The organism is Leptospira montravelensis (assembly GCF_004770045.1).
Classification (GTDB): Bacteria; Spirochaetota; Leptospiria; order Leptospirales; family Leptospiraceae; genus Leptospira_A; species Leptospira_A montravelensis.
The window spans coordinates 409,291-429,252 of record NZ_RQFO01000016.1 but is presented as its reverse complement, the minus strand read 5'-3'; the positions used below and the strand labels follow the sequence as shown (position 1 = coordinate 429,252).

Annotated in this window: 19 protein-coding genes; 5 read left to right on the top strand and 14 right to left on the bottom strand. The window is 37.6% G+C overall.

Going from position 1 to position 19,962, the window contains the following annotated elements; all coding sequences use genetic code 11:
- Positions 1-72: 72 nt before the first annotated feature.
- Genes EHQ31_RS12325 through EHQ31_RS12315 form a run of 3 tightly spaced genes read right to left on the bottom strand, consistent with a single transcriptional unit; the run spans position 73 to position 1,826 of the window.
- Complete coding sequence (locus EHQ31_RS12325) at positions 73-492, bottom strand: MaoC/PaaZ C-terminal domain-containing protein (protein WP_135573289.1); 420 nt, start codon at positions 490-492, stop codon at positions 73-75.
- A 16-nt stretch (positions 493-508) separates the two neighbouring features.
- Positions 509-946 (bottom strand): FAS1-like dehydratase domain-containing protein, encoded by a 438-nt coding sequence (locus EHQ31_RS12320; RefSeq protein ID WP_135573291.1) that lies wholly within the window; start codon positions 944-946, stop codon positions 509-511.
- Between the two features lie 13 nt (positions 947-959).
- Positions 960-1,826 (bottom strand): alpha/beta hydrolase, encoded by an 867-nt coding sequence (locus EHQ31_RS12315; protein WP_135573293.1) that lies wholly within the window; start codon positions 1,824-1,826, stop codon positions 960-962.
- A gap of 11 nt (positions 1,827-1,837) precedes the next feature.
- Here EHQ31_RS12315 and EHQ31_RS12310 point away from each other — a divergent pair, with 11 nt between their 5' ends.
- Positions 1,838-4,246, top strand: a complete 2,409-nt coding sequence (locus EHQ31_RS12310) for a sulfatase family protein (RefSeq protein ID WP_135574090.1) — start codon at positions 1,838-1,840, stop codon at positions 4,244-4,246.
- Between the two features lie 47 nt (positions 4,247-4,293).
- Positions 4,294-5,562, top strand: coding sequence for a 1-acyl-sn-glycerol-3-phosphate acyltransferase (locus tag EHQ31_RS12305; protein ID WP_135573295.1), 1,269 nt, complete (start codon positions 4,294-4,296; stop codon positions 5,560-5,562).
- Here the strand turns inward: EHQ31_RS12305 and EHQ31_RS12300 are convergent.
- The gene (locus EHQ31_RS12300; RefSeq protein ID WP_208652770.1) at positions 5,559-7,031 is read right to left on the bottom strand and encodes an OmpA family protein; all 1,473 of its coding nucleotides are present in this window, start codon (positions 7,029-7,031) and stop codon (positions 5,559-5,561) included. The two genes, EHQ31_RS12305 and EHQ31_RS12300, sit on opposite strands and share 4 nt — an antisense overlap.
- Here EHQ31_RS12300 and EHQ31_RS12295 point away from each other — a divergent pair.
- Positions 7,030-7,941: a phosphate ABC transporter substrate-binding protein gene (locus EHQ31_RS12295; protein ID WP_135573297.1), complete on the top strand. Its 912-nt coding sequence runs from the start codon at positions 7,030-7,032 to the stop codon at positions 7,939-7,941. The genes EHQ31_RS12300 and EHQ31_RS12295 overlap by 2 nt on opposite strands.
- Positions 7,942-8,141: 200 nt before the next feature.
- Here EHQ31_RS12295 and hpt read toward each other — a convergent pair whose 3' ends face one another.
- Genes hpt through EHQ31_RS12280 form a run of 3 tightly spaced genes read right to left on the bottom strand, consistent with a single transcriptional unit; the run spans position 8,142 to position 9,853 of the window.
- Positions 8,142-8,663 (bottom strand): hypoxanthine phosphoribosyltransferase, encoded by a 522-nt coding sequence (gene hpt / locus EHQ31_RS12290; protein WP_135573299.1) that lies wholly within the window; start codon positions 8,661-8,663, stop codon positions 8,142-8,144.
- The gene (locus tag EHQ31_RS12285; protein ID WP_135573301.1) at positions 8,660-9,172 is read right to left on the bottom strand and encodes a SixA phosphatase family protein; all 513 of its coding nucleotides are present in this window, start codon (positions 9,170-9,172) and stop codon (positions 8,660-8,662) included. Before EHQ31_RS12285 ends, hpt begins: the two co-directional genes overlap by 4 nt.
- Before the next feature lie 45 nt (positions 9,173-9,217).
- Entirely contained in the window at positions 9,218-9,853 is a 636-nt protein-coding gene (locus tag EHQ31_RS12280) for a response regulator transcription factor (RefSeq protein ID WP_244247371.1), read from the bottom strand.
- A 54-nt stretch (positions 9,854-9,907) separates the two neighbouring features.
- On the opposite strand from EHQ31_RS12280, the gene EHQ31_RS12275 reads away from it, so the two are divergent.
- Entirely contained in the window at positions 9,908-12,253 is a 2,346-nt protein-coding gene (locus EHQ31_RS12275; protein WP_135573303.1) for a hybrid sensor histidine kinase/response regulator, read from the top strand.
- Here EHQ31_RS12275 and EHQ31_RS12270 read toward each other — a convergent pair.
- The 4 genes from EHQ31_RS12270 to EHQ31_RS12255 all read right to left on the bottom strand — a co-directional run bounded on the left by EHQ31_RS12270 (position 12,245) and on the right by EHQ31_RS12255 (position 16,124).
- Positions 12,245-12,817, bottom strand: a complete 573-nt coding sequence (locus tag EHQ31_RS12270) for a DUF1569 domain-containing protein (RefSeq protein WP_135573305.1) — start codon at positions 12,815-12,817, stop codon at positions 12,245-12,247. The two genes, EHQ31_RS12275 and EHQ31_RS12270, sit on opposite strands and share 9 nt — an antisense overlap.
- 11 nt (positions 12,818-12,828) lie before the next feature.
- A complete protein-coding gene (locus EHQ31_RS12265) occupies positions 12,829-13,551 on the bottom strand; it encodes a TerC family protein (protein ID WP_208652781.1) in 723 nt (240 codons plus the stop codon).
- Positions 13,552-13,623: 72 nt separating this feature from the next.
- Positions 13,624-15,066 (bottom strand): hypothetical protein, encoded by a 1,443-nt coding sequence (locus EHQ31_RS12260; protein WP_135573309.1) that lies wholly within the window; start codon positions 15,064-15,066, stop codon positions 13,624-13,626.
- Between the two features lie 119 nt (positions 15,067-15,185).
- The gene (locus tag EHQ31_RS12255) at positions 15,186-16,124 is read right to left on the bottom strand and encodes an RluA family pseudouridine synthase (protein ID WP_135573311.1); all 939 of its coding nucleotides are present in this window, start codon (positions 16,122-16,124) and stop codon (positions 15,186-15,188) included.
- 56 nt (positions 16,125-16,180) lie between these two features.
- On the opposite strand from EHQ31_RS12255, the gene loa22 reads away from it, so the two are divergent.
- Positions 16,181-16,750 carry an OmpA family outer membrane lipoprotein Loa22 gene (gene loa22, locus EHQ31_RS12250; protein ID WP_208652780.1) on the top strand — a complete coding sequence of 190 codons (570 nt, stop codon included), beginning with the start codon at positions 16,181-16,183 and terminating at the stop codon, positions 16,748-16,750.
- Between the two features lie 299 nt (positions 16,751-17,049).
- Here loa22 and EHQ31_RS12245 read toward each other — a convergent pair whose 3' ends face one another.
- Genes EHQ31_RS12245 through EHQ31_RS12235 form a run of 3 tightly spaced genes read right to left on the bottom strand, consistent with a single transcriptional unit; the run spans position 17,050 to position 19,960 of the window.
- Entirely contained in the window at positions 17,050-17,658 is a 609-nt protein-coding gene (locus tag EHQ31_RS12245) for a hypothetical protein (protein ID WP_135573314.1), read from the bottom strand.
- Positions 17,655-19,058 carry an FBX42 beta-propeller domain-containing protein gene (locus EHQ31_RS12240; protein ID WP_135573316.1) on the bottom strand — a complete coding sequence of 468 codons (1,404 nt, stop codon included), beginning with the start codon at positions 19,056-19,058 and terminating at the stop codon, positions 17,655-17,657. Before EHQ31_RS12240 ends, EHQ31_RS12245 begins: the two co-directional genes overlap by 4 nt.
- Positions 19,055-19,960, bottom strand: a complete 906-nt coding sequence (locus EHQ31_RS12235) for an LA_3334 family protein (protein WP_135582931.1) — start codon at positions 19,958-19,960, stop codon at positions 19,055-19,057. The genes EHQ31_RS12240 and EHQ31_RS12235 overlap by 4 nt, the downstream gene beginning before the upstream one ends.
- Positions 19,961-19,962 lie beyond the last annotated feature (2 nt).

Genomic DNA, 19,962 nt, shown 5'->3' with positions numbered 1-19,962 from the left:
AATTTGCTCCCTTTCTGGGAGTAGTTTCCTCCTTCGAATGATGAAACATTCTCATTCAAAGGAGGATCCGTTTTATACTGCGTTGACGACTAAATCTCCACCGGCTTTCACTTCGCCAGCTTCGTTTTTAGCTTCTACAAGTACGGTAACTGTTTTTTTACCATCTTTTTCAAATTTCTTTTTGATGGTTCCAACTATCGTTAGTTTTTCGCCGAGTTTAGTCATAGCTTTAAATGTCACACCAAAGTATGCGATGTCCTTTTGGTCAGCCCAAGAAGTACAAAGTCTTCCAACTTGTGCCATAACATACATACCATGAGAGATTGTTCCATCGAGTCCTGCTTTTTTTGCGAAATCAGGATCGTTGTGGATAGGGTTAAAATCTCCAGATGCTCCCGCATAACGAACTAAATTCGCATGTTCGATCACAGGAATATCAAGTGGAGGAAGAGTCTGACCAACTTCTACTTTATCAAATTGAATTTTTGCCATAATTTGCCTCCTTGTATTAATCCTTACGAATGAAAATCGCCATCTCGGCAGAAAGGATAGGATCATCTTTTTCATCGTAGATGGTGGTTCTGAAAGTTACGATTTCTGCTCTTCCTGATTTTACATCAGAAATTTCGGACTGCGCATACACTTTGCCCGGATACAGAATTTTATGATACGTATACTCTTCTTTTAAGTGAAGGATTTTGGAAAGGTCAATACCGAGTTCGGCCATATCGTTCCAAATCTTTGGGTATCCCCAAAACATAATGACTGTAGGGAAAGTTGGTGGAGCAGGAACATCAGAGTATCCAGCTTTTTTTGCTTCTTCTACGTCAAAATAGATTGGGTTTTTTTCGTTGATGGCGAGGCAGAATTCTTTGATCTTTCCTCGTTCCACTGTGAAATCAAAACGATCTAGTTTTTTTCCAACTATATCTTTTGTTATTGCCATTGGCATTGTCTCCTTAGTGTTTGTCGATCCAAGCAACTAACTCTTTTAAGACGATTGCTCTGTCTTTAGGAAGTTCGTTCATGGTTTCATGATATAAATCATCAAAAAGTCTTATGGTTTTGTCTTTGGATGCTACTCTTTCAAAAGCATCAGTAGTCCCTTCGGAAAGAGCAATTTGGTCTTCCTTTCCGTGAAACATATAAATTGGAATCGTGATTTTAGCAGCTGATTCTAAAGCTAGGGTGTAACAGTTAAGTAAATAATCACCTAAGTAAGTACATACGTTTCCATGTACTAAAGGGTCTTTAATATAAGCCTCTACTACTGACTTATCACGCGAAATTAAATTTACATTTAAACCAGTAGGAATAGTTAGAGTTGGTAATGCTTTTGCTAAAAAACCACCCGCAGCTTTTTTAATATCCATCACTAAGTCTGTTTTGACTTTGATAGGAAGTGCACTACAAATGTAAGCATCCAAATCATTCTGATAGTTATCAGTGGCAGTGTAAAGGAAGGTAACAGCCGCTCCCATTGAATGACCAAGTAATGTGACTTTACTTACACCTTCATTTCGTTTGGCGATATCGATTAGTTCTTTAAGGTCGGCAAAAAAATCCGAAAAATGAGTGATGACCCCGCGTCGACCATCGGATTTTCCATGACCTCTGGCATCAATGAGGTAAATGGCATAATTATGGTCTGCCATAGCCTCCAATAAAAAATTGTAACGGCCTCCGTGTTCCCCAATCCCGTGGTGAACCACAAGGACACGTTTGACTCCCGATTTAGGTCGGTAAATTTGGTAATAAATTTTACCACCGTCTTTATTTTGAAAGGTAGACTCCTCGCGGGAGTAGGCTTGTTCCCAATTACTCATAGATGTCAACGATGGACGATGGAAACCTAAAAAGAAAGAACTTTTCCTGTTCGTCGGAAACCCGTTTTCCAAACTGGTTCCATATGCGAGCGACTCTTCCCTTCGCCTTAACGATCTGTTTTTGTCTCTTCAGCTGTTTGAACAAATCGGAAAGACGTTTCCCCGTGGATTTGGTTTTGGAATTACGAAATGCAAAATCCAAAATCTCTATATCCAAAGATTTATTGCCTTACCACTGGAAAAAAAATCCAGGTCGTCAAAGTAACCTTCCCCTCTCTCGCAAATGGGAAAATACACAAATTACATTCAATACAGACAAAGAGATTTTTTTAAACCATTCTTTGGATTCGCTTTTTTTTCCGCCGGGACAAGAGTATGAATTTAAAATCCCATCGGGACATTATGAATTTTCTTCGTTAGTGGGATTGTTAGGTGGAACAGAATTTCAAACTCAAATTTCAGGGAAACTGAAAATTTACTCAGGAAATTCCATTTTACAAGAATGGGACCTTACCCAATCACCAAAAGAAAGATGGATTTCTAAAAAAGGAAATTTAGACGTTGGTGAATTGGAATCTCTTCGATTGGTTTGGGAGAGTGTGGATAGTTATCTTTTTGTCGGTGAACCTTTGTTATATCCTGTTGAAAAATCAACTTCGGAAAGTCAAAAGGAAGGCAAACCCAAATCGGTGATTCTTATCGTGATTGATTCCGCAAGAAAGGATTTTTTTGGTTCTTATGGGTATCCTTATTCGGTCACTCCGGTGATGGACAAAATGGCAATGGAGTCAGTTTTTTTTGAAAATCCATTTGCCAATGGAAATTGGACCAAACCTTCCATGATGTCTTTTTTCCATTCGGAATATTCGTCTAACCTTGGTTTGGGGAATTCTTGGTTTTCCACCAAACCATACCAAAGAAAAGTTTATTATGGAAAAAAAAGAGACAATTTAGCCAAAACCTTTCGAGAAGCAGGTTACTTTACCCAAACGATCATGAATAATGTTTTCTTTTTGGATTACACCACGGTGGGTTTGGATTTGGGATTTCACAATTCTTTTCAAGTGGGAATGGATATTGTGGACACCGAAGTTCTCACAAACAAAGCAATCCAATTTGTCTCTGAATACAAAGACAAACCCTATTTTTTACATTTTAATTTAAATACTCCGCATGCCTCTTATTCCCCTCCACCCGAGGATATGACTGCCGTTCGTTCCATTGTACCTTCCGATGTTTTTTATAAGTATGAATCTCCCGTGCAGCGTTACCTCGGCGAAATGCATTATACCGATCGTGAAATTGGCAGGTTAATCGAAACATTAAAAAAAGAAGGTACTTATGAGGAAACCATGATCATTATCACGGGCGATCATGGGGAATTATTCAGTGCACATCATGATTATAGTTATCATTTCATTATGCAAACTCGGTTTGGTCATGGGGAAACTCATTATGATGAGGAAATTAACGTCCCATATTTTATCAAACTTCCTAAGTCTGTACGGGAAAATTTGGACTCCGATATGGCAAGGGAATCCAGTGGGGGACAAATCCGTATTCCTGGGCAGTCTTCTTTATTGTCTCTGGCACCCACTATTTTAGGTTTTTTAGATTTATTGCCAAAAAATTCCACTTACCAAGGTGTAAATTATTCGTCTTGCATTCGCATAACAAACGTTTGCCAAAATGAAAAGTTTATTTATACAGAAGGAAGGATGTCGGAATCGGTCCGGACAGAAAATTATAAATACATACGTAGATATCCAGGTTTTACGACAGTTAGGCGAACAGCAGCCGGAGAACCACATACAATGGCAGAAGAATTGTATGATTTAAAAAAAGATCCAGAAGAAAGAAATAATTTAAGTCCTATTCCAGAAGGAGAAAGTCTTTTGCAGACGGCAAGGACCGATTTTCGTCGGGAAAATTTTTTAAAACGAAACAACATACGCATTATCATTCCTCCTTGTTCTGAGTCTATTTGTCGCGACTTCCTTTCTTTGAATGTCCAAGGTTCCATTTACGATTGGGAGGTTTCGGATGCGATCCAACTGAATTCTGGTTCGGCAAAAACAATTTCCCTACAGAAGGAATCTAAACCTTCAAAGGTTAGACAAGGGGAAGAGTTAGTATTTAAAACAGTGAATCCTGAACTCGGTGCTTTTTTTAGTTTTTCACGGAATGGAAAAACGATTCCTGTTCGTTTTGGGAGGTATGGATTGGAGTACCAAAGATCCATCACTCACTTAGAAGATTTAATAGTTTCTGAAAGACAACCTGATGGTTTTCCTTCCTCACCATTGCCTTGGGTTTATAACGATGGAGCCTTTAGTGGAACGAGGGAATCGGAGGTACAACGTGAGATGGGAAAAGAAGTGAAAAAAATATTAGAAACTTGGGGATACATTCACGAATAATTGCTCGTATTGATAAAGGGGTTTGGCTTACTGATCAAGACAATTGTATGAAAGATCTTTTTATTGCTCCACGTTTTGAGTTCCCCATTGCATTGGGCTTGGATATAAGTTTTCCTATTCTTTCCAAACTCCTTTTCAATATAGATGGAGTGGAGATAACAAAGGAAGATGAACTTCGTTTAAAAGAAATTAAAAATAAACGAGTAATATATTTATCGAACCAACCTACGGATTTAGAACCTATCATTGCTTATTACGTAGCAAATAAAATAGGAACAAGATTTCATTTTATGGCATCTCGAAGTATTTTTAATTGGGGATTTGGTTTGGTTGGCGAAGTGATCAAACGAGTAGGTGCTTTTTCAGTCATAACCGGCAGATTAAATCGTAATGCGATTAAGACCACAAAGCAGATATTAGCTGAAGCTGATGGCAAACTTGTAATGTATCCAGAAGGGATGGTTTCTGGAGAAAATGATAATTTAGTATCGTTTATGCCGGGTGTGGCTCAAGTTTCCTTTTGGGGATTAGAAGCTGCATTAGAAAAAGATCCAAATGCAGAATTGTGGATCCAACCCACCTTTGTGAAATATAAAATTTCTGGATCAAGAGATTCGATCCTTGCCGACATTGAAACTTCACTTTCTCGGATCGAACGTAAACTCAAACTTTATCCCGGTGGACGTACTTTATTAAGAAGATTTCTTACTGTTGGTCGAGTGATTTTGGAAGAAACCGAATTTGAATTAGGAATTCCACGTGCCGATACGGAAGGAAAAGATTTTGATTACCGTTTGGGAAGGGCAAGACACACAGCTCTTAATTTAGCGGCATCAATCCTTGGTGTAAAATTTCATGAATCAGACAACGCCATCCAAAAACTTAGGTTACTTTTTATGACGATAGAAAGTTTAGAGGCAGGTTCTCCTCTTTCGACTACACCAAAGAATCTTACGGATCAAAATATTCGCAGAGCCAAACAGTTGGTAGATACTGCTTATGCTTTTATCATTACCAAACCTAAGAACTTAATCCAATGGCCTTCTGCCGAACGTTTAATGGAATGGATTTGTAGTTTTGAAAAACACATATTTGGGAAAACAGAAATGAGAGCAAGGAAAGCACACGTGGTTGTTGCACAAACATTTTCAGTTGCTTCTTATTATAAAATTTACCAATCTAACAAAAAAGATGGGGTCCAAAGTTTACTTACCGATATGCGCAAAGAAATGGAAACATTGTTGGAACGAGGAAAAAAAGAAAGTGAACCTTTAGTTCCTCCTTATTCTGTGGGTCTCGATTTACAAATTGGTTAGTCCAAAACTAAAGTAATTTCTACCCTGCGGTTTTTATGACGGTTTTCTTCACTGTCATTGGGGACAATCGGTAGTTCGTCAGCATAACCTTTAAAGGAAATATGTTTTTCATCCATTTTATGATTGTCAACTAGCGAATGCAAGACGGACTTAGCTCTATCTTCTGAGAGTTTTCTGTTGTATTCTTTTTTACCGATATTGTCTGTATGACCCGATACTCTAATTTCTCTGTCTGGATATTTTTTTAAAATTTCCGCAATTTTTGCGACTGCGGTTTCTGCATCAGGTTTTAATTTGCTATCATTAAAATCAAAAAGAATAGAATCCAAAGAGAATACAATACCATCATCGGAAGTACGAACGGAAATTGGAAGTTTATCGAGAAGAGAATCTTTTTCTGGGGAAGGTTTCTCGCCAGTATCCGTAATCCTTCCTAAGTTTTTTTCATTCGGTTCTTTTTCTTTGTTAGTATCTTTTGTAAGATCACCTAACCTTGATCCATTCGGATCACCGGTATTACCCACGATTAAATCATCTAAGATATCTTCGCGAATAGCTTCTTTATCTTTTGTATTTACTTGGTTACGAAGAAAATAAATTCCTTTGATATGAAAATTTGCTTCCTGAACAGTACCGTTTGGATAAATAAACGTATAAGATAATTTTACTTCTTTGAATTCAGGAACACCACGAGCCGCATTAAAAAAAACGGTCCCCGAAGCAAAACCGAAAATTTTGTAAGGTACGTTCGGAACCATTTTCTCCCCTTCTGGTTTTGTATAAAAGATAGGGTAGGTATAAGTTATCTTTTCACAATTCCCTTTGTAATTTCCATCTGACCAAGGAAAAATGCCTTGGAAGGTATATTCAGGAATCACTTTAACACGAATGCGCTCAGAGTTAAAATCAAAGGATTCTTCAGCAGGAAGTTTCCAAACATCGGAAACAGAAACTGGCGTATCTGGAAAACTGGGAAAACTGCGGAGGTTTGGCATTATAAATTCGTTGGGAACTTCATATCTACCATTTTGGAAAAGAGTAAAATCCGATGTAAATTCTTTGTCCTTCCAGAAAGGTCCAGAAGTTTTTCCATAACGAATATAGGTATCAAACCAAGCATTCACCAAACAAGAATCAGATGAGCATTTTTTTGGTTTCATCACCACTCGGTTTTTATCTTCTCGTTCTACCGTTTTTGCACCTACACGAAAAAAAACGTCATGGTATTCGTTTAACTCCAAAACTTGGTTTTCTTTCCATTTCCATTGAAAGGTGGTTTTTCCTGAAGGAACAGGGGTTGATCCTTCTAAGGTTAGAAATATTACAAAACAAAGTAGGATCCATCGGTAAGTAGGTTTCACAAAACAAAGATCGGGGTATTTTTTGAAAAACTGATAGGGGAAATGGAAAAAACTAGCGGTTTTTGCGATTGACGAAGGATTGATTTTTGGCTTTACCTGAATTACCATGAAAAACCTTTCTCTGCTTTTTTACATTTTGATTACAATAAACTTTGTCGCTTGTAAGGAAAAACAAACCTTAAAAGTGGCAGGTTCCGAAACCATGAACAGTATGATGCGTTATTTAGGAGCTGAATACGAAAAAGTAAATTCTAATGTTCGTGTAACAGTTGAAGGTGGCGGATCTGAATCGGGAATTGATAGACTGCGAAAAGGTGAAATTGATATGGCAGTTTCTTCTCGCGACTTAAACCAAGCTGAGTTTGATGATCTTCGTAAAACTGGCAACTTAGAAAAAGTAAGATTGGCTTACGATGGAGTTGCTCTTGTTGTGAATCCAAAGAATGTAGTAACCAAACTTAATCTAATGCAAACCTCCGACATCTTTTCCGGGAAAATTAAAAACTGGAAGGAAGTTGGTGGAGCGGATGCACCTATTTCCATCGTCATTCGTAATGATAAATCCGGAACCCAAGACTACTTTCAAAACCATATCCTCAAACGAAAAGATTTGGGTTTAAATGAGTTTAATGAATACAAATCCAATGTTTTTGCAAAAGATGCAAAAATCGTAAAAGATAATTCGGAAATGTCTAAATGGATCCAAGAAAATCCAAATAGCATCGGTTATATGGGGATGGGGTCTGCTCTTGTTGAAAACAAAGACAAACTAAAGACTTTGGATTATGCTAAAACAATAAAAGATCCTTATGTTGCGCCTTCGGTACGTAATGTTTATGATAGAAAATATAAATTAGCTCGTGAGTTATTTATCATTTATAAAACAGACCAAGGTGATAAAATTGATGCCTTTGTTACTTTTCTTACCAGCGAACAAGGTCAGGTTGCGGTTTTACAATCGGGATATTTAAGAGCATCACTTCCAGAAGTGGAAGTCTCTGCAGAGCCAGTAAAGTAAAAACGTTTTTCGATATAAATACATAAATATTACTTAGGGAGTATTCCGTTTTAAATTTAGAACGGAAACTTTCTTTGTTTGTGCTTCTAAGTAAATTAAAACTCTGTAATTGGATCGGTCAGCTATGTATAATTGGCTGGATTTGTTGAAAAAAATTCCAGTTGGGGAATCTAGGCTAATTGGTACGGGAAATTTATTTTCTAAATGGTAGAATCAGGTCCTTCTAGTTTTGCCACATAAGGAAGATTACGGTATCTGCCTTTGTAATCCAAACCGTAACCCACAAGGAATTCATCTTCGATGATAAAACCTGGATAGTGGACAGGAATGTGTGGATTGGCTTTGGATTTTTTCCAAAAGAGGGCCGCTACTTTTAAGTCTTTGGGATTTTGTTTTCCTACTTCTTCCAAAAGGTATTCTAAGGTTTGGCCTGTATCAACTATATCTTCTACAAGAAGGACGGATTTATTTTGAACGGATTTTTTTAACTCTTTGGTGATTTTCAAATTTCCAGAAGTAGTTCCATCGCCGTAAGAGGAGGCAGCCATAAAGTCTACCTCGTGGGGAATCGCAATGCTGCGGCAAAGATCAGCAGTAAAAATAAAACCACCGTTTAAGATTCCAATGACAACTAGGTCTTTGCTTAAAAAATCACGAGATATCTCTCTTGCGAGCTCATCAACACGTTGGTGGATTCTTTCTTCTGAATATAAAGGTTTCATTCTTTGCCTATTTGCCCAGGGATCCAGTAAACTGCCAATTGGCAACTGCCCCAAGTTATATCTTTCCATGAATCTCCGGAAAAACTCAAGCCGAGAAATGAGGCCGTCGGAAATTTCTGAAATTTAGATGTGACCGTTTCTCCGAAAAGAAGGGAGCTTCCTAAATCTTCTAACCCAGGATTGTGTCCGACTAAACAGACGGAACGTACGGAGGAGGACAAACCGTGTATTAAAAAAAGGAGATCTTCTTTGTCCGCGTCATAAATGCCTTCTCGTAATTCTGGTTTTGGGAAACGGAGGATTTCTTTGCGAAGTGCCGTGTAAGTCTTTTGGGTTCGTTCTGCTGGTGAAACCAAACATTGGTCGAATTCAAAACGACTTTCTTTTAAATATTCTCGTAATGCCTTGGATTGTTCCTTTCCTCGACGAGAAAGTGTCCGTTCCAAATCAGAATCATAAGGTTCGTCCCATTCTGATTTGGCATGCCGAAGTAAATAGATTTGTTTCATAACAATATAGTAATCGAAACAAATGGCTAAGAAATCACGAAATGACTATTTTTGTATTTCTTTTTCGTATTTGGAAATGAGTTCGTTATTGTTTTTACAAGAAAACTTTGTCCTCATCTGGTTGAGGTGGTATTCCACCGTTTTTCTAGATTTCTGGATTCGGTCTGCCACTTCATTTTGAGATAGGCCTTGTACGAGTAGGTTTAAAATTTCCATTTGGAAAGCTGAGAACGGAAGTTGGACTTTGCTTACACCTTCGGAAACAAAAGATCCACCTTTCATTACAAGTTCAATGACTTCTGGAAGTTTGGATATAGGATCAGACTTTAACATATATCCGTCTGCTTTTGCTTTTAATGCATCCTCCACGTAAACCCGACTTCCATGTAAAGAAAAGATAATGACTTTTGTAGGTTGGTGTTTTTCTTTAATCTCACGTAATACGTCGATCCCATTGCGGTCTGGTAAATCGATGTCCAAAACTAAAAGATCAATGGGATTCGATTCTAAAAAGTGAAACAAATCGGCAGCAGTTCGAAATTCTCCGGCAAGAGAAAAGAAAGGATTGGATTTTAGGATAGATATGATTCCTTCAGTGACAACGGAATGATCTTCTAAGATGGCAATTTTAACGGATTCCACAGCCTTATGATTCTCAGCGCATTCTTCTCTTCCATCCAAAAATGTTTTTCAGACGTACTTATTTTTTGTAGATATCCCTTAATTTTGGGTCTTATGTTCCTTGGCACCACCTCTTGCCGGTTTGATGCCTATCCAACCTTACTCGCAAAAGATGGTATTGTTGATGTCCAAACTGTCAATTTTTCAGGGGAAACGATAAACCTCACAGGGAATTGGGAATTTTATTGGAATGAGTTTTTGGATCCAAAAGGAAATTCCCCCATACACAAATCCTACCTAAAAGTGGGAGTGCCTTGGTTTTCCCAGGAAAATGAAGATGGAGAAGTTTATCCTAGTTTTGGATTTGCAACATATCGATTAACAATTGTTTTGCCTGATTCTCCAACGGATAGGGAACCGTTTGCTTTATTAGTTCCTGCTTTACATAGTGCTTATAAAATCTATATCAATGGAGAATTGTTGGCAGAGAATGGAACTATTGCAACTACTGCGGAATTCCACCGTCCTTCTTTACATTCCAAAATCATTCCTCTCATAGGTGTTTCAAAAAAATTAGATTTGGTCATCCATATCTCAAATTTTTCACATAAATATGCAGGCATACACGGCCTCATCCGTTTAGGTAAATTACAAAACGTAATTCATATCTGGAACGTAAATTTTACAGTTTCTTGGATCATCATGATCTTCATGGTATTTTTGGCTATTTATCATGCGTTAGTGTATTTTATCAATCGATCCGAAAGAAATGCACTTAGGATGTCTTTTGTATATTTAGGAATTTTAATACTTACGTCTACATTGATGGAAACTCGAATCTTATATAATTTATTGTCTGATGAATATAGTATTCCTTTGTTTCGATTTTCTCGCATCGGCTTTGTTTTAATTTTATTTTTTGGTGGTTACATAGTTCTTAATATGCCTCAGATGCGTTTTTTCAAACGTATGTTGGTTTTTCTAAAAATCTATGCATTGATTTTTCTATTTGTTGTAATGTTTACGCCAGTTTCACATCTCGCCTATATATCTTTCTGTTTTGAAATTTTATCAGGTGCATTTGTCATTTTAGGACTACTTTCCGTATCACTTGCGTTATACTTTCAGAGAAAAGAAAGTAGGTTGTATTTTTTTAGTTTGTTATTGGCGATTATTGGTGGTTTTATCGATATACTTTTGATTGCCAATCCAACATTCGGTTATAGACCTTTGGGCCTTGTATCGTTATATCTATTTATTTTTCCACAAACATTGGGTGTAACTTTGGGACTCATACGAGTATACAAACGATCGGAATCCTTATCAAAAGAATTGTATAAACGAAAAGAAGCTCTCGAAAAAAAAGTGAAAGCTCGTACTTTGGAATTGGAAAAAGCAAATCGTTGGAAAGCAAACTTTGTATCTCTCATTTCGCATGACTTACGTTCGCCGCTTAATAGTGTGAATCAAATTCTGGATGTGATCGATTTTAGTTTTAGCGAAACCACTGCAGAAGAAAAAAAGAAATTTTTAGAAATTTGTAAAACTGGTGTGACTCAATCTTTACGAATGTTAGAGCAGTTACTTGATGTGAGTCGGTTTGATGCCTTCGGAACCAAACTCATCCAATCTCGTTTTTGCGTGAATGAGTTACTCAATGAAATTATCGAATCCGTGGAACCACTTGCGACGCTAAAAGGGATTCGCATCCAAAAAGATACTCCCATCCAAGCGGAAATCATCGCTGACCGAACTTTGATAGGAGAAGTTTTTAAAAATATTCTTACCAATTCTATCAAATATTCCTACCTAAATTCAGAAGTTTGGGTGGGACTTTCTTTTAAAGGAAAGTGGTTATCCGCAGAAATTCGGGATCGGGGATTGGGAATGAGCGAAGAACAAATCCACCGACTTACCGGAGAAGAATCAATCAAAAGTTTACCGGGAACAGCTGGGGAAAGGGGAACGGGTCTTGGATTGCAGTTATGTAATAATATTTTAGAAGCTCATTTTGGAAAATTGAGAATTAAGTCTGTGTTAGGTGTTGGTTCGTCTTTTGAAATTTCGTTATCAAAAAGTACGAAGTCAGTTCTGCTTGTGGATGATTCTGGAAATTTTAGATCAGATTTAGCTGAAGTTATGCGAAGAAATCAGTGGATAGTCATTGAAGCGGGAAATGGGGAAGAAGCATTGTCACATTTATCCAGGATTACACCTTCGCTAATTATAACCGATTTACATATGCCAGGAATGAATGGAATTTCTTTGATCCATGAATGGGAAGGGCGTCGACACACAAACCAAAAAATTCCAATCATCCTAATTAGTTCAGATGCTCCTCTTTCCGGTGGTGATAAATTTTTGGAAGAGGAAGGATTAGAAACTATTGTATCTGCTTATTTTTCTAAGATGTATAAGGCAGAGGATCTCTGCCAACAAATCGAATCCATTTTAGAGTAACACTCGTTCCATATGATTTTTGATATGGAGGCTATGAGCCACTTCATATTCTTCTTTTGTAAGGTCACCATAAGCAAAATGAGGTCTAAGGGAAGATTCTTTGGCTTTAGAAAAATCATCTATGGCTTGGATCAATCTTTTGATTCCGGTCTTTAGTTCGGTTTCATTGGAAATATCCTCTCCGCCTGGAATGGGTTCTTCTAATCCGTGGTTCATTTTGTTTTTAAAAGCAAAAATCGAAAATGCAATTTTGCCAACAGAACCTCGGAATAGTGCCGATTTCATATCAGGATAACCTTTCATGGAATACTCAATACTTTGTGCACAGTGGGCAAAAACTTTCCCTGGACGCCAGTTGCCTGCCAATTGAATTCCTTTTGTATCGGATTGTAATCCAACAAGCAAAGTACGGAATTCGGAAAGATCTTCCGCTTCTAACCAAGGTGATACCTTTGTGTTCTCCGAAGAAACTTTCTCTTCCTCTGGTTTGGATTCACTTAGCAGTGGAAGTTGAAGAACTGTATAAAGTAATGCAGAACGTTTGATAAATTCTTTTCGTTTCATTTGGATTTTCCTTAAAATTTATTTTTTTCTGGTTTGGAACGGAGCTTCATATTTAGGAACTCCACAATCACAGAAAAACACATAGCAAAGTAAATATAACCTTTTGGAATGTGAAGTTCTAGTCCTTCTCCGAGAAGAGCAACCCCAATCAATATTAAAAAACTAAGAGCAAGGATTTTGATTGTGGGGTGACTGTCTACGAAATCAGAAATTTTCCCACTAGATAACAACATAAACCCCACAGATAAGATTACTGCAGCAATCATCACACCTAACTGGTCAGTCATCCCGACTGCCGTGATGACTGAATCCAAAGAGAAAATAATATCCAAAATCATGATTTGTATTATGACTTTGGTAAAAGAAACTTTTTTTCCTGACTCTTCACCTAACTCTGGATCACCTTCTAGTTTATGATGGATTTCCGTAGTTGACTTGGCAATGAGAAAGAGTCCTCCTAAAATCAAAATGATATCACGACCGCTGATAGAATGGTTTAAAATGGTAAAAATGGGTGTTGTGAGTTTCATAATGAAAGAAAGGGAAAATAACAATAGAATCCGGGTTAACATAGCCAGTAAAAGTCCCACTTGCCTAGCTGACTTTTGTTTTGTTTTTGGTAACCGCGAAGAAAGGATGGAAATAAAAATAATGTTATCAATGCCCAGAACAATTTCCAAAGCAGTTAAGGTAAAGAGAGCAAGCCACACTGTGGGATCAGAAAGAATTTCTATCATAACCAGTCCCAAACTGTTCGATGGAAAACTAGAATCAATCGAATTCTTGTGTTTATGAATTCTATCTTGTCAATTTCTGCGAAAAAAATACCAACCTTCGCAGACTTTCACCAAACTGACTCCTTTCCACTCTGCCAATTTTTCTTTGGATTCGGTCACTCCCCAGGAAAAAGAATCAAAAGGTTGGTTTTTTAAATTTCCATCCCAACTAGAATTGGCCACCCAAGGGTAGTAAACCCCATCTTTTGTGAAAGGAACTAAGGTCCAAGGTTTGTCAGAGAAGGCATAAATGTATTTAATGGGCCAGTATGTGGATACACCGGGAAGGTTCGGATCAAATTCCGTTAGACATTCCAATCGGTGATTTCGTTTGGTTTCGCCGGCTTTGACCATTGTTGTAAGTTCGGAATGTTTTCCCAAGTAATACCAAAAACATCCAATCATCAAGATAATAGGAATTCCAATTCGAAGGAAAGGAATACTTTCTAACAGACGAAGGGAAAAATATAATATGCCAAAGGGAAGGATGTACAAGTAACGTATGTTTGGTTCTATTTGAATGGTATATAAAAGGAAAATGGTAATCAAAGGCGAAAGGTAGAACACCAAATCGAGAAAAAATTCTTTTCCTAGGTTCCGAAAGAGAGATAAAAATACAAACAAAGATCCAATCACCAAATACCAATAGATCCAATCCGAAAGTACCTCTTGGTTTGTGAGGGAATGAAACAGACCTTGCCAAACAGAATACGGATCTAAAAGAATCGATTGAACTGTATCCATTAGTTTGGTGAAGTATGTGAGGTTGTCTGATCCAATAGTGCCAATCCCCACCCAACGCAGTCCCTTGCCGATGGACTTGGCCAAATGGTATCCCACAAAACCCATGCTAAATGGTCCAAAACTTTGCCATCTCAAACGAACAAGGGAATAAAAAATTAGAAACGGAGCAAAGTTGATGAAAAACCAATATTCTGAAATCCAAACTAAGGTCATAAGGACTAGGAACCGAAACCAAACTATACCTTTTTTGGGGTTCCAATGATCTAATTCGAACAAAGTCCAGATAACAAAGAAGAAGGTCATCGCATGGAAACTGGGAAAATAGAACTGACCTAATTGGTTGGGATCAAGTCCCGCAAACAATAAAAATCCTAAGGAAACCAAATAAGAAAATCGTTTTGCCAATCCAAGGGACCTGGCTAGGGCAAAAGGCAGACAAAATACGAGAAATCCAAAAACTAGGTGGAACCAGTAAACCGAGGAAACAATGGGATAGGCAATGAGGCCAAAGATCAAATCAGGAAAAATAGTGGTGCAAGGAGGAAGGTTCCAACCACTAACCCCCGCCCATCCACCGGTCCAAAAATCCCTAGAAAACAAATAGGGATATAAAATATCGCTATCTGTCCCTTCCCCTAAATGATTTTCATAGATGACATCATAAAACAGATGAAAGGTGCCAAATAAAATCAGTAAGATGAGGGTTGGTTTTAAATTTCGCAATTTCATTTGAAAATTAATGATTCAGGGAATTCCTTGGTTTCTGTATCCAATCTAAATCCGACCTTTCTTCTATTCACTCGGAATGAAACTATGATTTAAAGTTAAACATCCAACCTGCTCAGAGACTAGTAACTCGGACATTTCCTTTCAAAGGTTTTGAATCGTTCTGGAAAATCGAGTTCCACTAAGATTCGTTTGTCGGCAATGAAAGGATGAGGAAATTCCAATCGTTTCGCAAAAAGTAAAAGTCCATATTGAGCATAGTCTTTAGCGGAGCGAGAGTACAAAGTGTCACCCACGACAGGGCAACCAATCTTTGCCATATGAACACGGATTTGGTGGGTGCGACCTGTTTCAAGCCCTAGTTTCATCAAACTATATTTACGTCCTGTTTGTGTTTGGACAATTTTTTCTGTTTTGTAATGAGTGACTGCCATTCGTCCATCTTCACGCACACACATCTTCACTCGTTCGACGGGATGGCGGCCAATGGGTAAATTGATAGTTCCTTCCGCTTCTACAGGCGCTTGTAAAACCCAAGCATAATAGGTTTTCTCTACTAACCTCTCTTGGAACATTTTGGAAAGAGCCGCATGGGCACGGTCGGTTTTCGCAATGATGAGAACCCCTTCTGTGGGTTTGTCGAGCCTATGCACAATTCCTGGACGACGTTCACCGCCTGTGGCTGATAGGTTTTTGAATTGGTGGAGGAGTCCATTCACAAGCGAAGGTTGGTCATCTCCCGGTCCACTGTGGCAAGCAATCCCCGCCTTCTTATGGATAACCATAAATTCGTCTTCATCATATAGAACAGGAATGTCCATAGGGATGGGTTCGAGTCGTGAGGGTGGTCTTGCAATCACATCCACTACATATTCTTCACCAACCGTCACTTTATATCCGTTTTTACTGGCCAATTGTTCTTTGGTTTTGTTTGTCACAAATCCTGAATCAATCCACTTTTGAACGGTAGAACGGCTGAGATCGTCTCCAGCATTGTCTTTTAGAAAGACATCGAGGCGACTTTGGTCATAATCTTCGGAAACAGTTACAAATATTTGCATTTTCGGTTGTTATCTAATGAAAAGAACTAAACTATGGAAACATTAAGGTAGGTCAACTGATGAAAAAAGGATTTTTTTTAAGCCTCATCCTCCTCGCAGGTCTTTCGCTTTCATTAACGAACTGTTCGTCTTCTGAAGAAAAAGAAACTCCCAAAGACACAACTTCCACTACGGGAACAACATCCACTGTATCTTCCAGAGATCTCAATGCAGCTCTTTTGGACGAAATCAATGTAGCACTCAAAGACTACCGTTATCCAGATGGTGTTCGTCGCAGAGGTTTTAGCTACAAACAAGCGGACATCCAAGCAGAAGATTTCAAAACTTGGGCAAAAGACAACGTTTCTTACATCAAAGACGCTCTTGCAAAACTTCCTGAAGGTTACGCTTTAGAAGTGACAGGCCACGCAGACGCATCTGGTCCAGAAGAAGCAGAAGGTGCTAAAAAAGGTAACGGATTTTATTCACAAATTCGTTCTGATGCAGTGAAAGACGCTCTTGTAAAACAAGGGATCCCTGCAGACAGAATCGTAACGAAAGCTGCTGGTTCTGCAAAACCAATCTCTGGTTTTGATGAAAAAGACGGAATCAACCGTCGAGTGACTTTTCAAGTGGTTTCTAAATAAGAAATTTAAATTTCTTACCTGGAGACTTTTCTCTAAATCAAACCCACCATTTGGTGGGTTTTTTTATATCCATTTCCTTTATGTGATCAGACTGTTTCGTTGGTTTTTAGGTTTGGGCGCCTCGCATTGGTTATGCGAATCAAAATTCGGGTGCTGGAACGACCGCGCTTTTCGTTTCAATCCTTCGGATTTCCACTGCAATCGTCACTTCGATACACTCAGCGTAAATGGCGCAGGGGGTGGGGAGCTAAAATAGAGAAGAATCTATGTTATACTATTATATATTGGTCAGAAAAAAGTTACTTTTTAAGCTTTAAATAAAGGAATATCACTACTCCAATAGAAATAAGTAACAAATTCATAAATACAATATTTCCAATGATGAGAAACATTATTTTTTCATTAATTGATTCTATTTTACTTGAAAGCGATAATTCAGATTCTTCAATTTTAAAACCCAATTGTATCAATTCACTCTTAAATAAAGGTTCATCATTTGATGGAATTTCTGTTTTTGTTGGCTGAGCGACTGGTGTTTTCGTTTTCTTTGTTTCTAAAATCTCTATTTCATCTACTAAATCTTTGTTTTTTAGTTCGTAATACCGTTGTTGAACTAATGGGTCTGCACTCCAAAACTCATATGCTTTTGAATAATATTTATAAGCAGTACTGAACTTTCTGAGATTATAATTTTGATTTCCAAGTTCGATCCAAACTTTCGATTGTAAAAGATCATATTCAGGATTAGAAAATTGAATTTCAGAATGTCTTAAAATTTCCGATTCTGCTTCCTGGAATTTTTTTTCTTTATATAAGCTTTTTGCTAACTGAAGAGGATCTTCTGCCTTTTCAGAATAAAGCGAGAATTGGATCATAAATACGGATAGGATTATATATACTACTTTCATCGGCTTAAAATAACCGCCTTATGAGCAAATCTTGGTCTTGGCATTTTTATGGATTCCAATCGCCACGGTCCGCCAATCGGATTCGCCAAATCAATAGAGTAAATATTATCAGTAGGAATGTTGATACTAGTGGAACCTCCCATAACATACGCTCTTCGATTTTGATAAGAGATTTCGATACTTGGATAATAAACAGAAGCTGGTAGCGTGGGACCTGCTTGGAAGATATTTGAATTTATGCCAGTTCTATAGTAATCATAAGAAGAAGAAGGTGCTATTGCCGTTACTGGCTGATTGAAGTTGGAAGCTGTACTTCCTCCGACGACTAGAAAAGCTTGAGAATCATTTGGGTAAGGATCCGTACTTTTTGGATTATAACAAACAGTTGCGACGCCGTGCCTTGCTTGGTTGATTGATGCTTCGACTAATGTAGTAGTAGAATTGGCTGAAGGCAAATACACATCTGAAGTTGCATATGCATTTCCATCTGAGTATAATCGCCCTCCACTAAAAAAAAGAGATCCGTTCATGATACATCCACCCATATCGAGTCTAGGAAAAATTGCATTATTTGATGTGTATTGACTCCATTGACCAGTACTTCCCACACTTGGATTAAAGCGAAAAACTGTGTTTAAGATGGTTCCAGTAGTCATATCCATAGTTGTAGAACCAGAGATTAGATAAATTTCTTCACCATTGGAAACGCCGATTCCGCCTTGCAAATCGATCGGCATATCAGCCATTCTTTTCCATTCATTTCGGGCTGTGTCTAATCGCTCGACTATTCTAGATTGTAGCCAAGACGAACCTACTTTAGTGGCTCCACCAATGACAAAGATATATCCTTTATGATATACTATCTGGGCAAAGGCTCTTGGTGTAGGTATCTGAGAAACATTTTCAAACCATCGATTATCTATTGGATCATATACATCGATCATTCCTAATGGTTCAAAATTGGATCCAATCCCACCTAAAATCCAAATCGATCGAAGTCCGTTGATTCTATCAAGAAAGTCGTTTGATGTTGTCACAAAGGATTGATTCCCACTGGAAACGCCACCAAGTTCCTTGCAGTAAACTTGATAATAGTATCTAGTATTTGGTTTTAATCCATCTACCATGAAAAGGTGTTCTTTTCCTTCTCTAATACTTACCCTTACATTATCAGCACCAAGTAAAGCTCCGATTCCATTCAGGGGAAGTTCCGAAAATGCCATGAGTCCATTCGTTTTTTCAGAACAGAGGACAAAGATATGTGCGCTAGTTTCACCTACATTAGAAAGACCAAATCCTTCGAGCTTTAGTTTTTCTATTGCTTCTGTATCAGAAAGTGGTGAGTTATAACAGTTAAACAAAAAAAGAAAAGAAAGATTGATGATTAATATGAATTTCAAAACTTCAACATTCCTTGAATCGTAGGACCAGAAAAACAAACAGTTGAGGCAGTTTCAAAAGCACAAAAAGTATTTATACCCAGCCGTAATTGGAAATCATTAAGTTTATATCCCTGCCAACCTAATTCAATCATGGCAAGTGGATTTAAACCTGATCGATTCCTATCTTCTGCAATTGTATTAACATAATTACCACCTAACCCAACTTTTCCATAGAAATCCAAAAGAGGATTTTGTTGAAATTGGTAATGAGAGTAATAATAAACGATTCCATTGAACATATTGACTTTGTACTCAGAGTTTACTCCCCAAATACCATCTAATTGCAAGCCTATCCTTCCAAAGCCTTTCCAATCTAGGTAAGCTGGCTCCAGGTTTAAATACAATTGGTTTAGTGTAATATCTAAGTTTGGAGACCTGTAAATTCCATAACCTAACCCTACAAAGGTATTTAGTGATTCCAACGAAGAGACTAGATATTTTTTGGGAGGTGGAAAATTCTTTTCTCTATTTAATTCCGATTTTTCAATTTTAGATTTTTCTACATTAACGAAACCAATTTGAGTTTGCAAAATTATATGATCTTGGTCTTCTTCAATCAGATAGCCAATTAATTGGCTTTTATCGTATAATGTGATTTTAGATAGACCTATACTAAAGTCATTACCTGACTTATCTTTCTCATTTTTCGTTAGTTCAGATTTCGGAATCCGATAATCCTTACCTTGAAATTGGAAAAGGATGGATCTTTCATCTTCGGATATTATTTTTCCTAAAAATTTATTGCCAGAAGGTAATTCAATTTCTGCGGAAAAAAGAGGAAAAGAAATAATAAAATACAGACATCCTAAAAATATATGAACTAATTCTATTCTCATATTGATTGTATATGATTTTTTCAACT